The sequence below is a fragment of the Snodgrassella communis genome (assembly GCF_914768045.1).
GTDB lineage: Bacteria > Pseudomonadota > Gammaproteobacteria > Burkholderiales > Neisseriaceae > Snodgrassella > Snodgrassella communis.
Map to the genome: position 1 here is coordinate 323198 of NZ_CAJZCD010000001.1, position 25580 is coordinate 348777.

17 protein-coding genes and 1 tRNA gene are annotated in these 25580 nt (G+C 41.5%); 9 read left to right on the forward strand and 9 right to left on the reverse strand.

Annotated elements, in window-relative coordinates; genetic code table 11:
- Positions 1 to 660 precede the first annotated feature (660 nt).
- Positions 661 to 1800 (reverse strand): porin, encoded by a 1140-nt coding sequence (locus tag MJ761_RS01465; protein WP_093093079.1) that lies wholly within the window; start codon positions 1798 to 1800, stop codon positions 661 to 663.
- A gap of 530 nt (positions 1801 to 2330) precedes the next feature.
- Positions 2331 to 5084, reverse strand: a complete 2754-nt coding sequence (locus MJ761_RS01470; protein WP_176715090.1) for an Rne/Rng family ribonuclease — start codon at positions 5082 to 5084, stop codon at positions 2331 to 2333.
- A gap of 565 nt (positions 5085 to 5649) precedes the next feature.
- Between MJ761_RS01470 and MJ761_RS01475 the strand changes: the two genes are divergently transcribed.
- Positions 5650 to 6657: an RluA family pseudouridine synthase gene (locus tag MJ761_RS01475; RefSeq protein ID WP_093093075.1), complete on the forward strand. Its 1008-nt coding sequence runs from the start codon at positions 5650 to 5652 to the stop codon at positions 6655 to 6657.
- Positions 6658 to 6675: 18 nt separating this feature from the next.
- On the opposite strand, the gene galU is transcribed toward MJ761_RS01475, so the two are convergent.
- Positions 6676 to 7557 carry a UTP--glucose-1-phosphate uridylyltransferase GalU gene (galU, locus tag MJ761_RS01480; protein ID WP_093093073.1) on the reverse strand — a complete coding sequence of 294 codons (882 nt, stop codon included), beginning with the start codon at positions 7555 to 7557 and terminating at the stop codon, positions 6676 to 6678.
- Between the two features lie 166 nt (positions 7558 to 7723).
- Entirely contained in the window at positions 7724 to 9379 is a 1656-nt protein-coding gene (locus MJ761_RS01485; RefSeq protein ID WP_093093071.1) for a dihydroxyacetone kinase subunit DhaK, read from the reverse strand.
- Positions 9380 to 9834: 455 nt separating this feature from the next.
- Between MJ761_RS01485 and MJ761_RS01490 the strand changes: the two genes are divergently transcribed.
- From MJ761_RS01490 to cysE, 4 genes are all read left to right on the forward strand, one after another.
- Positions 9835 to 10794 (forward strand): S49 family peptidase, encoded by a 960-nt coding sequence (locus tag MJ761_RS01490; protein ID WP_093093069.1) that lies wholly within the window; start codon positions 9835 to 9837, stop codon positions 10792 to 10794.
- Positions 10795 to 11094: 300 nt separating this feature from the next.
- Positions 11095 to 12147, forward strand: coding sequence for a quinone-dependent dihydroorotate dehydrogenase (locus MJ761_RS01495; protein WP_093093067.1), 1053 nt, complete (start codon positions 11095 to 11097; stop codon positions 12145 to 12147).
- 746 nt (positions 12148 to 12893) lie between these two features.
- Positions 12894 to 14390: a ribonuclease G gene (gene rng, locus MJ761_RS01500; protein ID WP_093093065.1), complete on the forward strand. Its 1497-nt coding sequence runs from the start codon at positions 12894 to 12896 to the stop codon at positions 14388 to 14390.
- A 28-nt stretch (positions 14391 to 14418) separates the two neighbouring features.
- Positions 14419 to 15213 (forward strand): serine O-acetyltransferase, encoded by a 795-nt coding sequence (cysE, locus tag MJ761_RS01505; protein WP_093093125.1) that lies wholly within the window; start codon positions 14419 to 14421, stop codon positions 15211 to 15213.
- 313 nt (positions 15214 to 15526) lie between these two features.
- On the opposite strand, the gene MJ761_RS01510 is transcribed toward cysE, so the two are convergent.
- Both MJ761_RS01510 and MJ761_RS01515 read right to left on the reverse strand, forming a co-directional pair.
- A complete protein-coding gene (locus tag MJ761_RS01510; protein WP_093093063.1) occupies positions 15527 to 15805 on the reverse strand; it encodes a hypothetical protein in 279 nt (92 codons plus the stop codon).
- Positions 15806 to 16499: 694 nt separating this feature from the next.
- A tRNA-Met gene (locus tag MJ761_RS01515) sits at positions 16500 to 16576 on the reverse strand.
- Between the two features lie 263 nt (positions 16577 to 16839).
- On the opposite strand from MJ761_RS01515, the gene ychF reads away from it, so the two are divergent.
- The 3 genes from ychF to argG all read left to right on the forward strand — a co-directional run bounded on the left by ychF (position 16840) and on the right by argG (position 21111).
- Complete coding sequence (gene ychF, locus MJ761_RS01520) at positions 16840 to 17931, forward strand: redox-regulated ATPase YchF (protein WP_093093062.1); 1092 nt, start codon at positions 16840 to 16842, stop codon at positions 17929 to 17931.
- A gap of 519 nt (positions 17932 to 18450) precedes the next feature.
- Positions 18451 to 19716, forward strand: a complete 1266-nt coding sequence (gene tyrS, locus MJ761_RS01525) for a tyrosine--tRNA ligase (RefSeq protein WP_093093060.1) — start codon at positions 18451 to 18453, stop codon at positions 19714 to 19716.
- A gap of 42 nt (positions 19717 to 19758) precedes the next feature.
- On the forward strand, positions 19759 to 21111 hold the full coding sequence (gene argG, locus MJ761_RS01530; protein ID WP_037404805.1) for an argininosuccinate synthase: 1353 nt from the start codon (positions 19759 to 19761) through the stop codon (positions 21109 to 21111).
- 291 nt (positions 21112 to 21402) lie between these two features.
- Here the strand turns inward: argG and MJ761_RS01535 are convergent, their stop codons facing one another.
- On the reverse strand, positions 21403 to 22032 hold the full coding sequence (locus tag MJ761_RS01535; protein WP_093093058.1) for a C40 family peptidase: 630 nt from the start codon (positions 22030 to 22032) through the stop codon (positions 21403 to 21405).
- 583 nt (positions 22033 to 22615) lie between these two features.
- Entirely contained in the window at positions 22616 to 23350 is a 735-nt protein-coding gene (locus MJ761_RS01540) for an OmpA family protein (RefSeq protein ID WP_093093056.1), read from the reverse strand.
- Between the two features lie 467 nt (positions 23351 to 23817).
- Between MJ761_RS01540 and MJ761_RS01545 the strand changes: the two genes are divergently transcribed.
- Positions 23818 to 24768, forward strand: coding sequence for a CysB family HTH-type transcriptional regulator (locus MJ761_RS01545; protein WP_093093054.1), 951 nt, complete (start codon positions 23818 to 23820; stop codon positions 24766 to 24768).
- Positions 24769 to 24826: 58 nt separating this feature from the next.
- On the opposite strand, the gene fabG is transcribed toward MJ761_RS01545, so the two are convergent.
- On the reverse strand, positions 24827 to 25573 hold the full coding sequence (gene fabG / locus MJ761_RS01550) for a 3-oxoacyl-ACP reductase FabG (protein ID WP_093093052.1): 747 nt from the start codon (positions 25571 to 25573) through the stop codon (positions 24827 to 24829).
- Between the last annotated feature and the right edge of the window lie 7 nt (positions 25574 to 25580).

Consider the following 25580-nt stretch of genomic DNA (forward strand, 5'->3'; position numbering starts at 1 on the left):
GTTTCTTTGATTAAAGAATAGGTTAAATATATATTAGAAATGTATTCAAATCACGATGAACGCTACCGGTTCTATTGTTAAGCTGACTTTTTGCTACAGCATTTTCACATTACTTACTATTAGAAATACTTTTTTATATATTGGCAAAATATTATTTAGAAAGGTCTTATACAACACCGCCAGAACAACGATGCATACAGAAAACAAAATTTTTTATGCAATTTTTGTGAAAGTATTAATCCGTATTCTTTAAAACCATGTTCAGGCTATGATTACAGATGCAGTTTATCAAATTGCCTATCTATATGATTTTCAGCTATCAATATAATACGTTAATTATCCAATATCAATTAGATATAATTATTAGATAAGTAGATAGCTTATCTTACCTAGCACTTCCGGTACTGTTTTTCAATGATTGTAACTAAAATAATTGTCCACATGGGTAAGATTTGTCCCTTGATTTTTATAATAGCTGATATGTTTATCAGTAGTAATAATTATGCTTATATTGCTATATGCAATTCATCTGTATTAAGGTTTTATTAATATAGTTCACTGATGTTTATAAAATAAGTTAATCCCTGATGAAGAACAGATTACACTGTTCCTCAATCAGGGATTAAGTTCAACTACTAATTAGTAAGGATTAAATACTAATTAGAAAGTGTGTTTCAGGCCAACACCAAAGGCAGTAGTTTTTACTTTACCATTGTCTTCGCCTAAGCCTTCACGCAACCAACCAGCTTGTACGTTAGCAGTAGTGCGTTTAGAGAAGTCATAGTCAGCACCTAACACGATCTGATCGTATTTGGTGTTTTTCTCTTTAGTACCGTTAACTTTTACATCCCAGCCATGAGCATAGGAGATTTTCGGGAAAACATTGCCGAAATGGTAGCCAACAGTCAGAGCAGCTTCCTGGCTTTGATTATCAATAATCACGTTGTGATCACCAACATTAGCACTTACTTCATTGCCATTAGGCAGACTAATGCTAACACGAGTGTTATTTACTAATTTATTGTGAGAGGAGGTATTTTTAGTAAACTGATAACCTAAACCAACAAACCAGTTATTAGCATCATAACCACCTTCTAAACGATGAACCTGACCATCTTTGAACTCAGCAGTGAGGTCATCATGAATTTTTACGCCAGAGTTTTTCAGGTAGTCAAAACCATATTTAGCATAGAAACCAGAGTTCTTATAGTTCAGACCAAGGCTGTATTTGTCACCAGATCCGATACCGCGATCATATTCACCTGTACGATCACCACCGTTTACGTTATCACGTGGAGAGTACAGCACATTAAAATTGAAGCCAGCCCATTCTGGAGAATCGTAAGCAATACCTACATAGCGAGCGTCAGTACGGGTGAATTTGCCCAGACCCAATGCATCACTGCCATCGCCATATTCCCAAGCATCAACAACGTCCATATTAGCATTGATAGCATTGCTGATACGACCGGCACGTACGGTACCAAATTTGTCATGCTGCAGACCGATGAATGAGTCACGGTTAGCCCAGCCATCAGATCCACCATTGCTGTGACCCAAATGAATGCGAGATTCTACCTGCCAGATAGCTTTCAGACCATTACCTAAGTCTTCAGAACCTTTGAAACCAATACGAGAACCGTAATCAGCGATACCGTTTACGTATGGATTGCGATCTTCACCAGTAACTTTTGATGAATTAACTTCATAGCCTGCTTTCATTTGGCCATATAAAACAACCTCAGCCATAGCGGCAACCGGCAAAGTGGTCAAAGCCAAAGCAATCAGGGTTTTTTTCATTGCTGTATTCCTTTTCTATGTCGAAAAAACAAACTTCAAAAACCTAATGAAGAGCTTTTAAAGTTTTGCATTAATCGCCGCGTTAGCGATTTCATGGCTGTCAATATAATGCTTTAGTTGCAAAAAAACAAATTCATTTGCAAACACACAACACTTTTGACGAATCACGTTGCAGCAAATAATAGCTAAAATATAAAATTAAACAATAAATTCAATATCTTATATTACAAATATCACAATAAAATAAAATATTTCCCATATTTAAAAGTGTTGTAGTTTTTCAACACAATAACTGAATTAAATAATTTTGCTCAGTAGTTACGCAGCAAAATGGTAGCTACACTACAATTATACAAGGTGCAATGCATAATTATGTATCCTATTGCAAAGCCGATACTATTTTGCAGGCTACAGCGTAATTTGTAAATATCCTCGTTTGTGCAGTAGTTTGCCTGTATCAGCGATAAAAACTTTACTCATACAGGCAATTAGGCGACGAATTAACATTTCGTTGAATAAAATATATCTATTTATATTCGGGTTTCAACTTGTTGTAGTGCTGCTGGTGTCACTATTGCATCATCTGGCTGGTTAAATACTTTATCTTTACGCCGCAATTTAGGCTGCTTTGGCATAACTGCTGTATCTTCATTGATTGATACAGCTTTATCCATGCTGGTCTCAACCAATATCAGCCCACCTTGTTCGGCTATATGGCATAAGTTAGTATCTACTGTTGTATTCGTCGTTACTGATTCTAGCTGAGTGGCAACCGCAGGTTCAGTTTGTGCTGTCGTTTCGACACCAATAACAATAGATTTGTCATCAGTCGATATCTGCTGATGGCACGCCAACTGGGCAAGAATACGGGTTATCGTCTGCTGTGCCTGTACTACTGCTTGCGGAACTATGTCGTCATTAGGAGCTTCATGTAACTGGGCAGTATCAATGCTGTTGTTGTGCTGTACAGGATTGAACACATGCTCAGTAGTCTGCTGTACTTGCATTACGATTGCATGAATATCAATATTACGAATGATTTTTCTGGCCGCTATGATGTAGCTGCGCTTTTTCTTACCATTCTGGCGACGGCTGTTCTTATCATGTCGTGTTTGATGGCGCTCATTTTTAGCATCACCACCAGACAGAGTAATGATCAGTGGATCATCAGCCTGAACTTCATCAATCGAATCAGTCAGGTTTACTTGTTGTGCTGGTACTTCATTTTTGCCTGATACCCGTTGACGGCGACGACGTGTAGTATTTTGCTCCTGCTTAAAGTCATTCTGTGTCTTACTGGTATCGTTTGCAGTACTCGTTTGTGCAGCTGTACACTTATCGGCATGTTTTTCTTCGCGTCGGTTACGATGCTCATTTACCGGCCGAATTGGCACTGTGGTATCAGCTACTGTTTTACTTTCGGTAGTAATGTCGCCTTTTTTAACAGAATCAGTATTTTTAGCTGGGCGGTTAGTACGTGACTGGCGTCGTTCGTGTGGCTGGTTTTTCTGATTTTTTTTCTGTTGTGCAGTTTTCACTGTTTTTTCCGGAATGGCACTGCTTTGCACAACAGATTCGTTAGTTTTACCACTTAACAGCTTACCCAGCCAACCAGACAGTTTTTTCCACATACTGGGCACTGCTTCGGTTTTATCTGTAGACGTTTTCTCAATCACAGGAGCTGGTTGGGTATGATGAATACCTTTAACTGCTGCTTCGGGTCTGACAGGCTTGTTCTGGCCAATAGAAAATGGCAGCTCACCCATATTTTCAGGTTCCTGCACCTGATGGTAGCTAGGAATGGTTTTTTCTTCTACGTTATCTGTGCGTACTCGGGTAACGCTGTAATGTGGATTTTCCAGATGAATATTTGGAATCAGCAATACACATACATCCAGCCGCTCCTCCAGTCCAAACAACTCAGCACGTTTTTCATTCAGTAGAAAAGTAGCAACATCTACCGGCACTTGCACCCGCACTTCAGCAGTATTATCTTTCATCGATTCTTCCTGAATGATGCGCAGGATATGTAATGCTGTTGACTCAATGCTGCGAATAAAGCCGGTGCCCGCACAGCGCGGACAGATAGTATGGCTGCTTTCTCCGAGAGATGGTTTCAGGCGCTGCCTTGATAATTCCATTAAGCCGAAGCGGGACAGTTTAGCCATTTGTACCCGCGCGCGGTCTTTTTTCAATGCCTCACGCAAAGTGGTTTCAACATCACGCTGGTTTTTGCTGTTCTCCATATCAATGAAGTCAATAACCACCAGTCCACCCAGATCTCGTACACGCATCTGCCGTGCGACCTCTTCAGCAGCCTCCATGTTGGTTTTGAACGCTGTATCTTCGATATCTGCTCCGCGTGTTGCCCGAGCTGAGTTAACATCAATAGATACCAGTGCTTCGGTATGATCGATAACAATAGCACCACCAGATGGCAAGGCAACTTCACGAGAAAAGGCAGATTCAATCTGCTGCTCTATCTGAAAACGGGAAAAAAGAGGGGTATGGTCAGTATAATGCCGTAAGCGATTGAGATAGGCCGGCATAACATAAGACATAAATTCTCGAATCTGATCATAAACTTCCTGCGAATCGATCAGAATTTCTCCGATATCCGGCTGGAAATAGTCACGGATAGCCCGGATTAGCAGTGAGCTTTCCATAAACAGCAGATATGGTTCATTATGCTGCTGTGCTGCCTGCTCAATTGCACGCCATAGCTGCACCAGATAATTCAGATCCCATTGCAATTCTTCTGTACTGCGTCCAATACCCGCAGTACGTGCAATCAAGCTCATGCCGCGCGGGGTATCAAGCTCACTCATTGCCTGTTTGAGTTCCTGCCGGTCTTCGCCTTCAATACGGCGGGAAACACCACCACCACGTGGATTGTTTGGCATCAGTACCAAATAGCGCCCAGCCAGACTGATAAAGGTGGTTAGTGCTGCCCCCTTATTACCACGCTCATCCTTTTCTACCTGTACGATGACTTCTACGCCTTCTGACAGCACATCCTGAATGCGGACACGACCACCTTCGTAATTCTGAAAATAGCTGCGTGATATTTCTTTAAATGGCAAAAAACCATGGCGATCTGTGCCATAGTCAACAAAACACGCTTCCAGTGAAGGTTCGATGCGGGTAATAATACCTTTGTAGATATTGCCTTTACGCTGTTCTTTACCCAGCGTTTCGATGTCCAAGTCAAGCAGACTTTGTCCATCCACAATTGCCACGCGCAATTCTTCTGCCTGCGTGGCATTGAATAACATTCGTTTCATGAAAACCTCGTTATGCGCACTGACGAGGCGTTGTAATTAGTATTTGACACCCGCAGCCTTGCCAGATTGAATTGTTCACGGCAAATTAAGCAGGCTTTCATCATAAAGAAGGTATAAAGATCATTTGCACTATCCAGCATCACAATGCATGCTAAACAGCGTGTGCCCGATAGCCGCTAAAAACGGTCACAGCACTTAATTGGGGTAGCCATTCTTCTGTTATTCTGTCAGGTGCTTGGGCACAATTGCGGCTGCGTAATCTGGTTTTGTCTTGCCAGATCACGTCTGAAGCCGTGGCTTGCCACCTGATGGAGTCAAACTTAATCACTAACCCTTGTTATTGACGGCTGGTCAACAACATGGGGAAATACGCCTGCAACAGTGCGTTTTTCCAGTAAATACGTTAACATTTCATTATTTGCAGCCAAAATGCGCTTTCAGGCGCTTTTTTCGGCTCTGGGCAAAATACACCCTTTTCAGTTCAGTATTGTCTGCCACTATTGCTTTTGGCCAAGACAACTGATGACTTCTATTTATTTATAAAAGCTTACGGATTATAAGCAATATGACGGTTTTAAGCAAAGATTCAGTGCAGTTTTTATCTGTTTGCGCAGAAAGTGCCGGTCAACGACTGGATAATTATCTGATACGGGAGTTGAAAGGTGTGCCCAAAAGTCATATTCAGCGCATCATCCGTAGTGGAGAAGTGCGCCTGAACAAAAAACGCTGTAAAGGAACAGACCGTATTGCTGCCAATGACCAGATTCGTTTACCACCTATTCGTGTTGCCTCTAGTCATACATCTGTGCCTACCTTAGCCATTCCTGCGCATGAATTTGCTATTGTGTATGAAGATGATGTATTACTGGTGATTAACAAGCCATCTGGTATCGCAGTTCATGGCGGCAGTGGTATTAGTTTTGGGGTCATTGAACAGTTACGTCGCGCCCGTCCTGAAGCACGTTATCTGGAACTGGTTCACCGGCTGGATAAAGACACCAGCGGTTTACTTATGATTGCCAAAAAACGCAGCGCTTTGGTCAAACTGCATGAGTCAATTCGCCAGAATCATCCGCATAAGGTATATCTGGCGTTGGCTGTCGGTACATGGCCAGAAAAAGTACGTCAAGTTAAATACCCACTGCTGAAATACACAGGTGCTCAGGGAGAAAAAATGGTACGCATTGCCAGTAATGCTCAGGAAGGGCAGCGAGCACATACGCAGTTTCGGGTATTACAACACTATGCCGGTGATCAGTTACACGCGGTAGGTATAAAAGCATTAACTCTGATGGAGACTACGCTGAAAACAGGTCGCACCCACCAGATACGTGTGCACATGCAATCACAATTATGCCCGATTGCCGGTGATGAACGGTATGGTGATTACCAGATAAACAGACGCTTGCATAAAATCGGTTTAAAAAGAATGTTTTTACATGCAGCAGAATTAACACTGGCACATCCGGTTAGTGGCGATATTCTACAACTTACTGCGCCTTTACCAGATGAATTGCAGCAGTTTCTGCATAATCTGCCCGTTGTTTCTGGCCAATCATCACAGCAAAGTTAAAACTGAATTTAATTATGCCTAAAATGATTGTTGCTGTAGCCATTGTTTGAGTTGCGCGCCACATTTATCATGACGCAGACTATATTCAATAAAGGTTTTCATATAGCCTAATTTGTCGCCACAATCATGTGAATAGCCCTGAATTAAAAAAGCATCTACAGCTTCCTGTTGCATTAGTGCTGCAATGGCATCTGTTAGCTGAATCTCACCACCTGCACCCGGCAATGTTTTCTCCAGCAAAGGCCAGATACTGGCTGAAAGTACATAACGACCAACGACTGCCATATCAGATGGTGCCTGTTCCAGTGCTGGTTTTTCAACAATAGCACTTATGGCAATACTGCTTCCGGCAGCAGCCTGCTGATTATGACAATCTACAATACCGTATTTATTGACTTCACTCATCGGCACGCGTTCAACCATAATCTGGCTATGGTGTGTTCTCTGGAACTGCTGCAACATTGCCGCCAGATTATCCGTAGCCAGATTACAGGCATTTTCATCTATCAATACATCTGGCAGCAAAACAGCAAAAGGTTCATCACCAATCACTGAACGTGCGCACAGCATGGCATGACCCAAACCTTTAGCTTCGCTTTGACGCACCTGAATAATTTGCATTTCAGGGGGTAAAACAGTACGAATTTCAGCCAGCAAAGCTGTTTTACCTTTATTTTGCAACTGTGTTTCCAGCTCAAATGAGGTATCAAAATGGTTTTCAATCGCCGTTTTAGAAGCATGGTTAACCAGAACAATTTCTTTAATACCTGCTGCCGCACACTCTTGCACGATATACTGAATGAGTGGTTTATCCGCCACCGTCAGCATTTCTTTAGGAATAGCTTTTGTTGCCGGCAACATACGTGTACCGAAACCGGCTACAGGGATAACTGCTTTCATTTAATTCTTTTCCGTTCCGATTAAGTGCTTATTCAAGCAACTATTATGGTTTAAATATCAATACGATAACAAATCTTGCCTCAACTCAGATAGATACACTGCCAGACTCCGTTTGGCAGTGTATCTATTGATGATGAAAATTTTTGTTTCACATCAACACATAAATTTAACTTGCCTGCTTATTTTCCAGTCCGGCCAGCACTGCCAATACCTCTGCTACAGCTACCGCTCCCGGATCAGCCACGCCGGCCAGATTCTGTTGATTAACATACGATGAGCGCCCGGCTCCGGCCTTATGCATGGTAGCTGTTTTTTCTGCACCTTCTCTGGCTGCCAGTGCCATAGCCTGAATACCCTGCTCCTGCCATGTATGCAATGCTGGCTGCAAAGCATCAATTAAAGTGCGATCTCCCATCTCTGCGCCACCATAATGCTTCATTTGCGCCAGCCCGTTTAACAAAGCTTCCACCAAGGTAGTGCCTGTCTGCAACTTCTGACCTGCTGCGGTAAAGAAAATTGACATCAATACACCGCTTGAACCACCCATCACAGTTGCCAGCCGTTCACCAACACACAGCAGCAACTGCGGTAAATCATTCAATGGTAACAGCTGTTGTGCCAGTTGCTGCGCAACAGCATGTGCGCCATGCGCAAAAGTGCTTCCTGTATCACCATCACCGACTTTAGCATCCAGCGCGTTTAGACGGCTTTCCAGCCCGATAAGTGTGTCCGTTATTGCAGTAACATAAGCGGCCACTTGAGCGTTTTCAGACGGGGTATAATCTGGCTCTTTGGATACAGATTTACAGGCAAGTATTTTCAATGGCTTCAATGCTACTGGTTTCTGCCATCCTTGTGTTTCAACCGGAGCATTAAGTGCCTGCTCAAAATAATCATTCAGTTTGAGTAAAGACAGTGAAAAGCCTTTCATATCCAGTGAGGTTACCAGCGGTGCAGGACCAATCAACCAGTCAATCTGCTTACTTAAGGCTGAATGAGCCAATTCACGAGTCAGCAAGGCCATTTCCAGAGCCGAAACACCACCAAGATTATTAACTAAAACAGCAAAACGCCCTGTTCCTGCCGACTGTTGTAATGTATTAACCAGCGTATCAATAAGTATTTTGCTATTTTGCGTATCCACTACAGAGGCTCCGGGTTCGCCGTGAATACCCAGCCCCAGCTCTACTTGCCCTTCCTTAATACGTTTTTCTTCCAAATAGTCTGGCAAGTTACAAGTTTGCATGGCTACACCCAGACTCCATAGGTTGTCACATGCCTGCTGTGCCAGATTACGCACCTGAATTAATGATTTACCTTCTTCAGCAGCATAGCCAGCTATTTTGTGCACCAGCACCGTGCCAGCAATACCACGCGGTTGTCTGTTATCAGGCAGCGCAATATCGTCCGCAACAATAATCATTTCTACATTCAGACCATGGCTTTTTGCCTTTTCTGCTGCCAGCCCGAAATTTAGCCGATCTCCAGTATAATTTTTAACAATTAACAGACAGCCTTGCTCACCAGTCACCGCAACAATAGCATTAAATATTGCATCAACGCTGGGAGAAGCAAACAAATCTCCACATACAGCCGCAGTTAACATGCCTTTGCCAACAAACCCCACGTGTGCAGGCTCATGCCCAGAACCACCACCTGAAATAACGGCTACACGGCTTTTATCCCAGTCATTACGCATAACGATCCGTATTGCCGGATCAGTATCCAGCCTAACAAGATTGCCCTGACACGCAGAAATCACCAAACCTTCAACAGCTTCATTAACCAATTGTTTACGTTCATTAAAAAAGAATCTGGACATAATTTCCCAAAGTTATAATTAATAATTGACGAGCAGAATTAGTACTGAAAATAATGTACGTATTCAATCCGAGTAAATGATCCAATCTTCAGGCTGTCTGAATATCATGACACAGGCAGCCTGCTCTTCAATAGTCAACTCAGAATGCAAACGGCACCACAGATAAAATAAATTGTTCGCCTGCAAACAATATGTTATTTTACTTTCAGCTGTATGTTCACATCCGGCTAGATTAATTGACTTGTACTAGCAAGGAGCAGCAACGCTATTATAATGTAGACACGAAAGTGGATAAAGTTTGACCAAAAATTTCACGACAACAGCAGCTGCATCAATATAAAATTCAGATATAATTGAAAACATTTCTTATTTACTGATTAAATGCAACTTGGCAGATTTGTTTGATAAATCCGTTAATGCTCAGATATCAATACTAAAACCAGAGAATAAAGCAGATGAAGATGAAAATTAAAGGATCGGGCTTAGCAGATGGCATTCCAGAAGAAAACAGTAGCTGGGAACGCAATATGCTGGAAAAACTATTACTTGAAGTTTATCGTGAACAACGGCGCAATCGAATCTGGCGCTGGTTTTGGCGGTTGTTCTGGCTGTTCATTATTATCATTGTCATTACTTCTTTAGGAAGCGCAAAACCAAGTGGCGCACACACTGCTGTTATAGACTTGGATGGTGTGATTAGCAGCGACAATAATCAGGCAGATTTATTGCGTAAGAGCTTGAAAGAGGCTTATAAAAACAGTGACGTCAAGGGTATTATTATTCGTGCCAACAGCCCTGGGGGATCACCGGTCATCTCCAGTATTGCTTATGAAGAAATCCGTCACCTGAAAGCTGAGCATCCACGCATACCCTTATATGTTGTTACTGAAGATATGTGCGCTTCCGGCTGCTATTACATTGCCAGTGCCGCCGATAAAATTTATGCAGATCCCTCCAGTCTTGTTGGCAGTATCGGGGTTATTGGCAGTAGCTTTGATTTTACTGGTCTGATAGACAAATTGGGCATTAAGCGCCGGGTTAAAATTGCCGGCAGCAATAAAGACATGGGTGATCCGTTTGTACCAGAAACACCAGAACAGGCAGCAATCTGGCAACAAATGCTAAGCAGCATTCATCAGCAATTTATTCAGGCTGTACAGCAGGGACGCGGTAACCGTTTAAAAATTGCTGACAACCCAGACATCTTTAGCGGTCGTGCCTATACAGGTGAAGAGGCTAAAGCAGTTGGTTTAATAGATGACTTTGGCAATGTCTATACAGTTGCACGCAATGTCATCAAGGCACCGGAGCTGGTCGATTACACCGCTGAAACCGGCTGGAGTAAACGCTTAGGAAAAAGCATTGGTAGTACATTGCAGCAAAATATTCAGGGTATGACCAACAAACCATGGTAATTTCTGGTAATGACAACTATAACTAATCTACTTTTCTGACTATTAAACCCATTTATGTTTCTACAATTTGTTGGACAACAGAAATGGGTTTATTGTTATATAGGCTAACATCACTTCTGGCAAAAAATGTAATATGCTTTTCTGTTGTTATTATTATTCAGTTGCACAAATTTATCAGATTCGCTCCACCTTTAACCAAAAGACATATTTCACCAACACATATTGAATTTAATCGTTTTTCTACTCAATTTGATAGCGTTGTTGGTTATAATATTTCCTCCTTTACCCAGCATCAATATCATGTATCCAATTATCAAACCACTGCTGTTCCAACTGGATCCGGAAACTACTCATCACCTATCATTAAAATGTTTGCGATTTCTGCATCGCTATCATTGTGGTTTTTTACTTAAAGGCAAACACAATTGTGCCAATAATAACCAATCCGGAAACAATAATCGCTGTACAACGACATTGATGGGTCTAACCTTACCCAACCCAATAGGTTTAGCGGCAGGTCTGGATAAAAACGGTGAATACATTGATGCACTGGCCATGCTTGGCTTTGGTTTTATAGAGGTGGGAACCGTTACCCCACTACCGCAGGCTGGCAACCCCAAACCACGCTTATTCAGATTGCCGGCACAACGGGCAATCATTAATCGCATGGGATTTAATAACTACGGTATCGATACCATGATTAACAATCTCGCAAACAGCCAATATCGCGGGATACTGGGTATTAATATTGGCAAAAATGCAGCCACACCCATGGAAAAAGCAGTCGATGACTATCTGATTTGTCTGGAAAAAGCCTACCCTTATGCCAGCTACATCACGGTCAATATTTCTTCACCCAATACGCACAGTTTACGCAGCCTACAAAATGCCAGTGAACTGGACAGACTATTAAATCATTTAAAAAACCGACAAGCACAGTTGGCAACTCAGCATAACCGTTATGTGCCTATTGCTATTAAAATTGCACCTGATTTGAACGAAGAACAGATTGCAGCGATTGCTGACGTTGCCCTGAATACACAGATAGACGGTATTATCGCCACTAATACCACTATTGATAAAACCGTTCTGGGTCAACATAAATTTGCACAGGAAGTCGGGGGATTGTCTGGTTCACCAGTACAGATACAAAGTAATCATATACTGCGCCAACTATCCACTCTCTTAGATTCGCAAATTCCTCTTATTGGCGTTGGCGGAATTACCTCCAGTGCTGATGCAGCTGAAAAAATTCGCCTTGGTGCCACCGCAGTTCAGTTATATTCAGGTCTGATCTTTCGCGGCCCGCAGCTAATTAATGAATGTATCCATGCCTGCAATCAACTAAAGTAATGTCTTGTCCAAATAGCCGAAATTATAATAACTTTTATATCATCATTATATTGACTAATGAGATATTATCTGGATTCATTGCAAATAAGGATATAACTTACTACCATGATATTGGAATAGCATCTAAAAAATATATAATGGTTCTATGATGAAAAAAATTTGTGATCAAGATTGATCAATAAATTTATCAAAAGCGTGAATACCTCAAGACAATAATATCATTGAAAAAACATATAATCATATGAATTAATTAATATATTTTAATGGAGATTGATTATATGAAGAATATCTCAAAGTTCTTCATTATTTAATACTATAAATATTTTTCTTTTCTTGGGATTGAGTGATAATAACAAATATTAAAGAAAAGTCTTATTTTGACATCTCTTTCTTTATAAAGAAATATCCTTAATGGAGTAATAATGATACCTTCGAAGAAGGTAGATTTAAAAATTAAGAATTGGCAGAAGAAAGCCATTCCGCAAAATAGATATTTATTAATTTAAAACTCTTTAAATCAAGATTATACCAATAACAACTTTTTCTGTACCTATTAGTTAATCCTACCGTCTATCTACTTTCCATTTTCTGGCGTATAACTTAACGTGACTGTGTTTGGCAGTAAGCTCACGCCTGCGCTATGATATCAGCTTTCATATAGATATCAGCTCAGATTACTTTGTGCAGTTTTTATCTGTACAGGCAAAAACTGCACAAAGTTATTTGATTAAATTGAAAGCCACATCATGCATAACAGCGACATACCGCTGCCAAAGGATATCCAGCGGCCAGCAGAAACCGTTTTGGTGAATATTACTCCGCAAGAAACCAGAGTAGCTGTTATGGAAGAGAACAGGCTGTGTGAAATTCACATAGAACGTAACAGCGGTTATGGTCTGGTAGGGAATATTTACCTAGGTGTTGTCCGGCGCGTACTGCCCGGCATGCAAAGTGCCTTTATTGACATCGGCCTAGAGCGTGCTGCCTTTCTACACATTGTTGATATTCTGGAACAACGCCAGAAACCAGAACAAACACTGCGTATCGAACACATGTTACATGAGGGACAATCAATTGTTGTACAGGTAATCAAAGACCCGATCAATACCAAGGGAGCGCGCCTGTCTACGCAGATATCTCTGGCTGGGCGATTTCTGGTACACCTGCCACAGGATCAGCATATCGGTATTTCACAACGTATTGAAGACGAAAACGAACGTAACTATTTACGTGAGCGGCTGCAAAAGCTGTTACCAGCCGATGCAAATCATGGCTATATTATTCGTACCAGTGCAGAGAATGCTACTGATGCAGAATTACAATCTGATATCAACTATTTAACTAAAAGATGGCAACATATTCAGCAATTATCCAAAATCAGCCCACCGGAAACCTTGCTTTATCAAGATTTACCTTTGAGCCTGCGCGTATTGCGCGACATGTACAGTGACAATATTGATCACATCATTGTAGATTCATCGGCCAATTATGAAAGCATGCGTGAATTTGCTATGAATTATTCTCAGGGCGCGTTAGATAAACTGCAATTATTCCATGATGATCGCCCGCTGTTTGAAGAACACAATATCGAAACCAGAATTAACCAATCGCTACAGCCACGGGTAAATCTTGACTTCGGCGGTTATATCATCATTGAACCTACTGAAGCCATGACCACTATTGATGTCAATACTGGTGGATTCGTCGGTGCTCGCAACTTTGAAGAAACCATCTTTAAGACCAATCTGGATGCATGTCATGTTATTGCACGCGAACTGCGTTTACGCAATCTGGGCGGTATCATTATCATTGATTTTATTGATATGGCCACCACAGAGCACCAAGAAGAAATTCTGACGGAACTGGCGCAGGCACTGGCTTATGATCGTACTCGTGTGACCCTTAACGGTTTCACCAGTCTGGGACTGGTTGAGTTAACACGCAAACGGACGCGCGAAAACCTATCCCAAATTCTGTGCGAATCCTGCCCGACTTGTCAGGGACGGGGACGGCTGAAAACCGCACAAACCGTATGCTATGAAATTCAACGCGAAATCGTGCGTGAAGCACACCAAAAGAATGCGCAAGAATTTCGCATACTCGCTTCACCAAGTGTGATTGATTTATTTCTGGATGAAGAAGCCAACTCGCTACAAATGTTAAGTCAATTTATTGGCAAACCAATTGCTTTGACAGTAGAAGCCACCTACAACCAAGAACAATATGATATTGTTCTTATATAATTTTTTCGGCAATAGAGAAACCGGACATATGAATTTACCTGATGCAGCTCAAGCAGAAAGCCTGTGGCAAACCATTCGCCATGAAACTGAAAATGCAGCACGCAACGAACCTATATTAGCCAGCTTTTTGCATCTGAGCGTTTTACGCCATAAAAGCTTTACCCGCATGCTTGCCTTTCATTTATCTACCAAAATGTCCAGCGCAGTCATGGATGCACGGGCATTATTTGAGATTTATTTGGAAGCATTCCAGCAGGATCCGGCAATTATTCATGCAGCACTGGCCGATATTGTGGCCTACTATGAGCGTGATCCGGCCTGTGATACCTATTCCTTACCATTGCTGTATTATAAAGGTTTTCATGCCATACAAACCCATCGGATTAACCATTGGCTCTGGCAGCAAAATCGCCCTACTCTAGCCTATTTCCTGCAACATCGTGCTTCAGAAGTATTAGGTGTTGATATTCATCCTGCTGCCTCGATGGGGTATGGCATCATGATTGATCATGGTACTGGGGTGGTCATTGGAGAAACAGCAGTACTGGGCAATAATATCTCCCTGCTACACGGGGTTACACTGGGCGGTTCTGGTAAACAAAGCGGTGACCGGCATCCGAAAATCAGTGATGGGGTTATGATTGGTGCTAATGCCTCTGTTCTGGGCAATATTAAGGTACACACCTGTGCCAAGGTAGGCGCCGGCAGTGTAGTCGTTAGTGATGTTCCTGAATACTCAACAGTAGTCGGTGTACCTGCACGGGTTATTAGCAAAACAAATAAACATGAAAGTCCGGCACAGGAAATGGATCAGCGTATTTAAAAGTATAGTTTGCTCAGATACATTACAGGAATGTTTAACGCAGCTATGTTTTATCTGTTGCAGTCAAATTGAACAGGATAGTAATAATGACAAACTGAGCAAACAAAAAGAGGATGAGAAAGGGTATTTTAAACAACCCAGAATATACATTTCCAAAAAATCTACACAGCAGAATTTTAATAAAAGTTCGTTTCTATTGTTCTGGAAAAAGGATATTCGGTTGCACGAGCGTGTCAGGTTAAATTGTAATCCTTTAAATCTTAATTTTATTGAATTAAACCTGCTATATATTTAAATAATATTATTTTGTTTTTTAATAGTTGTTCTTTTCCTTTTCTACTGTTGCACTATCAATCTTAGTAAGTTGATCTGCTTGTTTTAACCAGATTACGACATCCGTGCAAACACAATCACGAAAACTGCATTCTAATTTGCTGTTATCATCAACCCATGTAATTATCTGATATCCAAAATCAAAACCCCAGAACTCATCTGGATAATCTATGCCCAATTTTTGGTTTATATCATGTTCACGTAAATTTAAAAAATCACTGGCTTTGAATTGGTTTACAGTTGTTCTAAAATTTTTCATCCATTGCCTTTGTAACATTAAAATATTATCTACCAAACCTATCTTTTGATTCTAATGCAAAGAACCATGCTACAACTTATTCCATATATTGTATGGTATGACTTGTGTATTTTCGGCAAGCTGAAAACGGCGGTATTCAATATGCACCAGAGACAAAACTAACGCTTATTCATCGGTAAGAAATAGGACGACTATACTTTAAAAATAACCATCACTGATTTGGCATAATGTACTATGGCTGGCCGTCCGATCATTTATACCGTGTTAAAAAACCAAATTACAAATATTTGTATCTCAACCAGTAAAAATGAGCACTATTGAACAATAAAATAGGTTTTCAGGATAAGGTTAAACTGCCTGAGACAATACCTTAAGAGTTTTAAAAAATGGTCTTATTCATTAGGTGGAAATATCTCGGCATTTTTCAACACTTGATGCATTAAGAATACAACTACCGTTAAATATTTATCGGATAATTCCAGTATAAACCTGTCTTCTGCGTAGCACACATCTTATAAATCACACAAAATATTGCCTACAGATTAATGCAATCAATCCATTCAAAATGGCTCAAATGTAGTCAATCATGCCTAATAAATAAACCAGATAAACGATGTTAATACTTAAAGAATACAAAATAAAAAGACAATAAAAAACGCAAATTCCAATAAGAATTTGCGATCAATAAGATTGGTGGTGGCGAATCAGGGATTCGAACCCCGGACACAAGGATTATGATTCCTCTGCTCTAACCGACTGAGCTAATTCGCCATATCTCGTTTTCAAGAGAGACGCAATTATACGATATTTTTTCGAACATGCAAGCACAAATTAAACAAAAAATAATTATATTTTTGTTTTAAAATATAATTATTTTTTATTCTCCCTAATTTAGCCTAGCAATGGCTGTTAAATTAGCATCAATTCATGCATCCAGCAAACAATGCAATTCTTCGCTGGTTAAGCATAAGTATGACTATGCTTTATGATACAATTCAGCCATTTTTGAATCTAGCCAATTTCCAAGGAATATCATGAGTTTGAAATGTGGTATTGTGGGTTTACCTAATGTGGGCAAATCTACCCTGTTTAACGCTCTTACCCAGTCCGGCATTGAAGCGGCCAACTACCCCTTTTGCACTATTGAACCGAATGTCGGCATTGTTGAAGTGCCTGATGAACGTATGGCTGAACTGGCCAAAATTGTTAACCCCAAACGCACCCAGCCAGCCATCGTTGAATTTGTCGATATTGCCGGACTGGTAGCTGGTGCTAGTAAAGGTGAAGGTCTAGGTAACCAGTTTCTCGCCAATATTCGTGAAACAGATGCCATCGTTAATGTTGTACGCTGTTTTGATGACGACAATATCGTCCATGTTGCCGGCAAAGTAGACCCGATTTCCGATATTGAAGTCATTGGTACTGAGCTGGCACTGGCAGATTTAGCCAGTGTGGAAAAATCCATTGTACGTGAAAGTAAACGAGCCAAATCCGGTGACAAGGAAGCACAAAAACTGGTAACTATTCTGGAACGCTTACAGCAGCACCTGCTCGAAGGTAAACCGGTTCGCGCAGCAGGGCTGGATCAGGATGAGCTGGCGCTGATTAAACCACTGTGCCTGCTGACAGTAAAACCGGCTATGTATGTAGCCAACGTAGCCGAAAATGGCTTTGATAACAACCCACATCTGCAACGCCTGCAACAATTAGCCGCACAGGAAAACGCACCTGTTGTTGCCTTGTGCGCTGCCATGGAAAGTGAAATTGCAGATCTGGACGAAGCTGATAAAACCGAATTTTTAGCAGAAATGGGTTTAAAAGAGCCCGGGCTGAATCGGCTGATTCGTGCCGGTTATGACCTGTTAGGCTTACAAACCTACTTTACGGCTGGTGTACAGGAAGTCAGAGCTTGGACTATTCATAAAGGCGATACTGCTCCTCAGGCTGCCGGAGTAATTCATACCGACTTTGAACGTGGATTTATCCGTGCACAGGTAATTGCTTACGCCGATTTTATTGCCTGTGGCGGTGAAGCCAAAGCTAAAGAAGCTGGCAAAATGCGAGCTGAAGGCAAGGAGTATGTGGTAAATGATGGCGATGTTATCCACTTTTTGTTTAATGTTTAACTGCTAACAACAATTAGCCAGCAACAGCCCAATCAGGGTTGTTGCTTTTTTATATATTTGAATTCATACCACTTAATTGTATAAACTGGAGAATATCTTTCAGTCAGTAAAATTTGAGTTATTCCAAATTCAGCCGACAAGGTCTACTCTGTTTCTACATAACAAGATATCAGTATATAACGACTATACAGACTATTTTAAGTATTGATTTTAATAACAATTAATGCATTGAAAAATATAAACACACATATTTGCAGCCCGAATACCGTTAAAAGCAGGTAAAACATTTCTTGCCATAGTCCAATTAATGATTGATCAATTTATTGCAAGCACAAATGCAGTAATAAGCAAATCGTGTAAAATAATGCATGATTATTAATTGTCTAACTGAAAAACAGGCTAACTGGCCAGAATCAGCGAAAACGATTTATGATATTTACTATTTTGTTTTTTCATGCAGCCAGAAACCAAAATCGGTTTTAGCCATTTTTATTTAATTTGAAAGTATAAAATCTCACCATGACCAGTGTTGTTAACGATTTACAGCAACGTGGCCTGATTGCCCAGACTACCGATGCTCAGGCTCTAGATACCTTATTAAACGAACAGAAAATCACACTTTACTGTGGTTTCGATCCTACTGCTGACAGTCTGCATATTGGACATCTGTTACCTATTCTGGTATTGCGACGTTTTCAGCTGGCCGGACACACACCCATTGCCCTTGTTGGTGGAGCCACCGGCATGATTGGCGACCCCAGTTTTAAAGCACAGGAACGCTCGCTCAATACACCAGAAACCGTACAGCAATGGGTAGCTAAAATTCGTGCCCAGTTGCAGCCATTTCTCAGCTTTAGCGGTGAAAATGCAGCCATTATGGCTAATAATTATGATTGGTTCGGCAATATGAACTGTCTTGATTTTTTGCGCGACATCGGCAAGCACTTTTCAGTGAACGCCATGCTGAATAAAGAATCTGTAAAACAGCGTCTGAGCCGTGATGATGTAGGTATTTCTTTTACAGAATTCGCCTATGCTTTGCTACAGGGTTACGATTTTGCTGAGCTATACCGTCGCCACGGTACCGTATTGCAAATTGGTGGCTCGGATCAGTGGGGCAATATTACCGGAGGCATTGATCTCTCCCGTCGCCTGCATCAGGCTACCGTATATGGTTTAACGCTACCACTGGTAACTAAAGCTGACGGTACTAAATTTGGTAAAACCGAAGGTGGCGCAGTCTGGTTAAGTGCAGAAAAGACTTCCCCTTACCAGTTCTATCAGTTCTGGTTAAAGGTTGCTGATGCCGATGTATATAAATTCCTTAAATACTTTACCTTCCTCAGCATTGCCGATATAGACGCAATCGAGGCACGTGACCAGACCAGTGGCACCAAACCGCAGGCGCAGCGTATTCTGGCTGAAGAAATGACCCGGCTGATTCATGGAGAAGAAGCACTGGCAGCTGCCCAACGTATTTCTGCCAGCTTATTCGCTGAAGACCAAAGTGCGCTTACTGAAAGCGATTTCCAGCAATTATCTTTGGACGGTCTGCCTGCCTTTTCTATTACTGATTCCATTAACATTGTACAGGCATTAACCACAGCAGCTCTGGCCAAATCCAACAATGAAGCACGCGGCTTTATCAGTCAGGGTGCAGTAATGGTTAACGGGCAGAAAATTGACAGTTCTGACTATGTATTCAGCGACAGCGACAAACGTTTTGGTCGATATACCATAGTACGTCGCGGTAAACGCAACCATGCCTTACTGGTATGGCAATAATTTTTTTCAAATTCTACAAATGCACAACTCAAGGGAGTCAATATGAGTAATCACAGTACTATTCTGCAACACCTGCCCGTGGGCGAAAAGGTCGGCATTGCTTTTTCCGGCGGGCTGGATACCTCAACAGCGCTACTCTGGATGAAACTAAAAGGCGCATTACCCTACGCCTATACGGCCAACCTAGGACAGCCAGATGAAGATAATTATGAGGCTATTCCAGAAAAAGCACTGGGATATGGTGCAGAAAAGGCGCGACTGATTGATTGCCGCACACAACTGGCACGTGAAGGTATTGCCGCAATTCAAAGCGGCGCCTTTCATGTGCATACCGGTGGTATGCCGTATTTCAACACCACTCCATTAGGCCGTGCTGTTACCGGTACGATGCTGGTGGCGGCAATGAAAGAAGACGATGTACATATCTGGGGTGACGGTTCAACCTATAAAGGCAACGATATTGAACGTTTCTACCGCTATGGCTTGTTAACCAATCCGGCTTTGCGTATTTACAAACCATGGTTGGATCAACAGTTTATTGATGAACTGGGCGGACGACATGAGATGTCGCAATTTCTGATTGCACAGGGCTTCGAATACAAAATGTCTGTAGAAAAAGCCTACTCAACCGATTCCAACATGCTTGGGGCAACCCATGAAGCCAAAGATCTGGAGATGCTCAATAGCAGCATGAAAATCGTGCAGCCAATCATGGGAGTTGCTTTCTGGGATGAGCAGGTAACCATTAAAACAGAAGAAGTACGTGTACGTTTTGCAGAAGGCGTACCAGTAGCTTTAAATGGAACTGAATACAATGATCCGGTAGCACTGATTCTGGAAGCTAATCGAATTGGTGGCCGTCATGGCTTAGGTATGACTGACCAGATCGAAAATCGCATTATTGAAGCCAAATCACGTGGTATTTATGAAGCACCGGCTATGGCATTACTGCATATTGCCTATGAGCGTCTGCTTACTGGTATTCATAATGAAGATACTATCGAACAGTATCGTATCAATGGTTTGCGCCTAGGCAGATTGCTGTATCAGGGACGCTGGTTTGATTCGCAGGCACTGATGCTAAGGGAAACTGCACAGCGCTGGGTAGCCAAAGCCATTACAGGTGAGGTAACGGTGGAATTACGTCGTGGTAACGATTACTCTATTCTTAATACCGAATCACCAAATCTGACCTACCAGCCGGAACGGCTAAGTATGGAAAAAGTCGATAATACTGCCTTTTCTCCAGCCGATCGTATAGGCCAGCTCACCATGCGTAATCTGGATATTGCCGATACCCGTAATAAACTGGCAATCTATACCAGCAGTGGGCTGTTATCAGTAAATCAGGATGCATTGCTACCCCAATTAACTGATAAAAAAGATATTCTGTAAGATTTATAATTTAAAAAACTAAAAAACCGGATGGCATTTATGCGCTACCCGGTTTTTTATTGCAAATATAATCTAATTGGCAACTATAAATAAGATATTTAATTATTTAATCAACGCGCAGACTTTATCTATAAACTGGATACAGTTAATTACTTATGCTGTGAATGAATAATTTTCAGACTAAATAATGATTCTGCGGTGACTAATGCATTGTTTTCAATCTGATGATTCTATATAAGCCAACTGGTAACCATTTTGCTACAGCTAATTTATACAACAATTTTAATATACTCAGATATCTGCTAAAGTGCAATTACGTTGCCATAAGGAAGTTTTACATCGTAAATGGCCAACATATTGCAACGGGTAAGTAGGCACAACAGAAGGAACGTCATCAGCACGCATATGGAGCAAATCACCCGGTGCAACCCATTCGGCCGGTGTTTTGGTTAAGGGGATTCCAGCATAATTATAGGCAGCAACTACCAGCTGCGAACAAAAATAGCGATCAGAAGAGAAAGGTGTTACCTGCACTAATGCCATGGTATTAAGACACAGATGGCGAAAGGCGCGAGGTATTACTGGTAATTCACATACTTTGCGAGTAACAGTATAAGGAGTCTGTTTAATGATACCGAAATAATTATATTTTCCCCCAGCCTCAGCCTTGGCAAACTCACGAATTTTCTCAGCCTGTAAATTATTTAAATGTGGATGGCGATAAACCACCAGTAGCGGGTTTTCATCAACACTCTCAGCCAGAGGCATGATATGTACACCACTGCCAACGGCCTCGGCAACTTCACCATCTCCTAAATACAGGAATGCATGGCTGATTGATGTGTTACCAAACAGACGTAAAGCGCGTGATCTCAGGCCGGAATTAGCAGAAAATAAAATATCCCCGCTTTGCAGATCCATTGGATTAATCAATAGTACACCCGTTTGTGGTGCCGTATTTTGCCGTTGAAACTTTAAGACAATATGTTTTTTCTCTCCGGAAGTGCTTGGAACACGGTGAAATTGGGCTGTACAGGCAACACACAGGTAACAACATAAAATTAAAAACAGAAATCTCGAATGTTTGATAATTGAAGCGATATTAAATTGGGTTCTATATAAATTTATCATTATTCAGAGCTTAATTTTTTTGAATACAATAGATTGCAAATCAATCAGCATTCCCCTGTTTTGCCTAAGTAACAATTACATATACTTAAAGCATTTATTGGAAACATCAGGAATACGATTAAAACTGACCAATATTTTATTTACATTAAGTTATCTAATCTTCTCATAATAACATATATTAATAATTTATTTTAAGAAAATTTAAAAAGAGCACTATCTAATAGTATATATAGTAGAGTTAAACTAATGAAATAATTAAACATTTTTATTAGAATCATTAAGTTATAATAAAAAACATTCTAAAGTTATCCAATTTATCAGTAATAAAAAAACCCTGCTTAAAGCAGGGTTTTTTTATTACTAAGGTAAAAAGTTATCTAACTTTTTTAGCTACCATAGTACGGATTTTAACGTCTACGCGGCGATCAGGTGCGATACACTCGATCAAAGCAGCACGTTTCTTAGCTGCTGAAACTTTTTTGCCCAGTCTGGCAACTTCAGCCTGACAAGATTCGGTCATGCGAGCTTCAGATTTACCTAAGCCAACTGCAGAGATTTTCTCAGCAGAAACGCCTTTGGAAACCAGATACTGAGCAACAGCATGAGCACGACGCTCAGACAAAGCCTGATTATAAGCTTCAGAACCTTTAAAGTCGGTGTGACCTTCAACACGTACAGCCTGTACGCTGCTGTCAGCCAGACGGCTAGCCAATTGATTCAGAGTATCAATTGCTTCCGAACGCAAAGTATCTTTATCAAAGCCAAACAGGAAGTTAGCAGACAAAGATACAGTTTCATCAACAAATCTAGGTGCTTGTGGTGCAGCCTGAGCAACCACCATTGGGTGACCACAGTTGTTGCCCAATGTAGGTTCATTATCGTTATTGAAACGGTTTTTCACACATTCAGGTGTACCATCAGCACCATTTTCGCGAGTGACAAGAATTTCACCTGTTCCTTTTTCAGGAGCAGAACTAGTAGTATAGCCATTATAAGTACCAGCAGGTTCACCGGTCCAGTTGGCACCCGGTACAACACCATTGGCAAAAGCGGCAGTTGAAGCAGCCATAGCAACGATCAATGCGCTCAATTTTAGCTGTTTGGTCATGTTATTCCCTCATCAAAAAATTTGTTATGTGTTGATTCAGCATTAAATTCGCCTGATCAAAACACAAATACCATTTACAGGCCGCTCAAACCGGGCGGGTAGCTTGGTAAATCAGGTCTATACTATAAAAACCACAGCATAAACTGTCAATACGCAAACCACCAAGGCGAAGCTGCTAGACGACCCGCTTCCTAACTTTGCATCATGCCTAAAAAATAGCTTTGTGTCACTTATTTACAACTAAATTCGTGCCTTTACTCAGATTAAGTTGCATTAAAACAACAAGCAAGCTTCTATTGGCCTGATCGCTCGCAGCAAGCTGATTAACTTGTAAATTTGTCCAGTCGCAAGTGAAGATGTTTCATGTCAGAATGGGTAAATTGCGTTATGATGTAGATAACGAAGCTTTTTTGTTGTATTTGAGCGACAATTAAAACAACGCTAAACTTAAAGGGGGCAGAAACAATATGAAGCTGCAACAGTTACGTTATGCAGTTGAAGTTTATCGTCAGAATCTGAATGTCTCAGAGGCAGCTGAAGTGCTGTTCACTTCGCAGCCGGGTATTTCCAAACAGATTCGCATGTTGGAAGAAGAACTTGGGGTACCACTCTTTATCCGTCACGGCAAACGTATGGTAGCAGTAACGGCACCTGGCAAAATTGTGCTGGAAACTGCCGAACGAATTTTACGTGAAGTACAAAATATTAAGCAAATTGGCACAGAGTTTGCCGACCAGAATATTGGTTCTCTAACCATTGCCACTACTCATACACTAGCGCGTTATGATTTACCTGAAGTGGTATCCGCCTTTGTTAAACGCTATCCTCAGGTTCAGTTAAATATCCAGACAGCCAGCCCGAAAATCATCACCCACATGGTTCTTGATGGAGAGGTAGATTTTGCTATTGGCATGGAAATAGAAATTGAACACCCTGAATTGCGTAAACTGAGTTGTGGGGCATGGAACCGTAGTATTATTGTCCCCGATAATCATCCCCTGTTGAGTCTGAAACGGCCATTGAGACTGGAGGACATTGCTGCTTATCCGCTCATTACCTATGATATTGCTTTCAGTGAAGAATCCAAAATCGCCCGCGCCTTTGCTCAAGAAGATTGCAACTTACCCAGAGTAGTACTGGCTTCAGCTGATACGGATGTCATAAAAACTTATGTAGCACAAGGCTTAGGTATTGGACTACTGGCCAGTATGGCTTTTGACAGCAGATTGGATCAGGGTTTACAGCTGATCAGTGCTGAGCATTTATTTGAGCCTTCATTCTCGCAAATAATACTCAGACAGGATGTATATCTGCGTGGCTTTGGCTATGAATTTCTGGCCTTGTTCGCTCCGGGGCTAACCCGTGCCCGAATTGAATCTGCACTGCATTCTTCTTTCGAAGAAGATTTTTCAATTTAATCATTCTTTTTACATCAAAGCCATTTTGTACTTATTGTACAAAATGGCTTTGTAGCAGTTAGGGCATAAGCATTCCGCCGTTAACATGTAGTGTTTGTCCTGTGATGTAGCGTGCGTCCTCACTAGCCAGAAACAATACGGCTGCGGCCACATCTTCCACAGTACCCAAACAATTCAGCGCAGTTTGTGCTGCATAAAAATCTCGTTGCTCCTGCGGCAAAGCTTTTGTCATATCAGTTTCGATAAATCCGGGTGCAACACAGTTTACGGTAATACCACGCGAACCAACTTCGCGCGCCATGGATTTACTAAATCCAACCAGTCCGGCCTTAGCAGCAGCATAATTTGTCTGACCGGCATTACCCATAAAGCCAATCACGGAAGTCACATTGATAATCCGACCCCAGCGTGCTTTCATCATACTGCGCGTTACAGCTTTGCTGGCACGAAAGGCTGATTTCAGGTTGATTTGCATGATTTCATCCCACTCTGCTTCTTTCATGCGCATCAGAAGGTTATCGCGGGTGATACCAGCATTGTTCACCAGTATCGCAATATTGCCAATATTACTCTCGATATCCGCAATCAGATTTTCAATACTGTTTTCCTCAGCAATGCGTAATTCCCGCCCTTCTCCGCCGACATCAGCCAATGCCTGATTAATACTGTCTACACCACTAGCAGAAGTCGCTGTGCCAATTACCTTAGCACCTTTTTCAGCCAGCGACCGGGCAATGGCAGAACCAATTCCTCGGGTAGCACCCGTTACCAGAGCGATTTTACCTGTTAAATCCTGATTCATTATTCTTTCC

Excerpts from the sequence above, each read along its gene's own strand:
- MJ761_RS01495 (WP_093093067.1), top strand. The coding sequence starts at position 11,095 with ATGTATCCAATTATCAAACCACTGCTGTTCCAACTGGATCCGGAAACT.
- MJ761_RS01485 (WP_093093071.1), bottom strand. The coding sequence starts at position 9,379 with ATGTCCAGATTCTTTTTTAATGAACGTAAACAATTGGTTAATGAAGCT.
- MJ761_RS01540 (WP_093093056.1), bottom strand. The coding sequence starts at position 23,350 with ATGACCAAACAGCTAAAATTGAGCGCATTGATCGTTGCTATGGCTGCT.
- ychF (WP_093093062.1), top strand. The coding sequence starts at position 16,840 with ATGAGTTTGAAATGTGGTATTGTGGGTTTACCTAATGTGGGCAAATCT.
- MJ761_RS01490 (WP_093093069.1), top strand. The coding sequence starts at position 9,835 with ATGAAGATGAAAATTAAAGGATCGGGCTTAGCAGATGGCATTCCAGAA.
- MJ761_RS01470 (WP_176715090.1), bottom strand. The coding sequence starts at position 5,084 with ATGAAACGAATGTTATTCAATGCCACGCAGGCAGAAGAATTGCGCGTG.
- MJ761_RS01535 (WP_093093058.1), bottom strand. The coding sequence starts at position 22,032 with ATGGATCTGCAAAGCGGGGATATTTTATTTTCTGCTAATTCCGGCCTG.
- MJ761_RS01545 (WP_093093054.1), top strand. The coding sequence starts at position 23,818 with ATGAAGCTGCAACAGTTACGTTATGCAGTTGAAGTTTATCGTCAGAAT.
- MJ761_RS01475 (WP_093093075.1), top strand. The coding sequence starts at position 5,650 with ATGACGGTTTTAAGCAAAGATTCAGTGCAGTTTTTATCTGTTTGCGCA.
- argG (WP_037404805.1), top strand. The coding sequence starts at position 19,759 with ATGAGTAATCACAGTACTATTCTGCAACACCTGCCCGTGGGCGAAAAG.
- MJ761_RS01465 (WP_093093079.1), bottom strand. The coding sequence starts at position 1,800 with ATGAAAAAAACCCTGATTGCTTTGGCTTTGACCACTTTGCCGGTTGCC.
- MJ761_RS01510 (WP_093093063.1), bottom strand. The coding sequence starts at position 15,805 with ATGAAAAATTTTAGAACAACTGTAAACCAATTCAAAGCCAGTGATTTT.
- galU (WP_093093073.1), bottom strand. The coding sequence starts at position 7,557 with ATGAAAGCAGTTATCCCTGTAGCCGGTTTCGGTACACGTATGTTGCCG.
- tyrS (WP_093093060.1), top strand. The coding sequence starts at position 18,451 with ATGACCAGTGTTGTTAACGATTTACAGCAACGTGGCCTGATTGCCCAG.
- cysE (WP_093093125.1), top strand. The coding sequence starts at position 14,419 with ATGAATTTACCTGATGCAGCTCAAGCAGAAAGCCTGTGGCAAACCATT.
- rng (WP_093093065.1), top strand. The coding sequence starts at position 12,894 with ATGCATAACAGCGACATACCGCTGCCAAAGGATATCCAGCGGCCAGCA.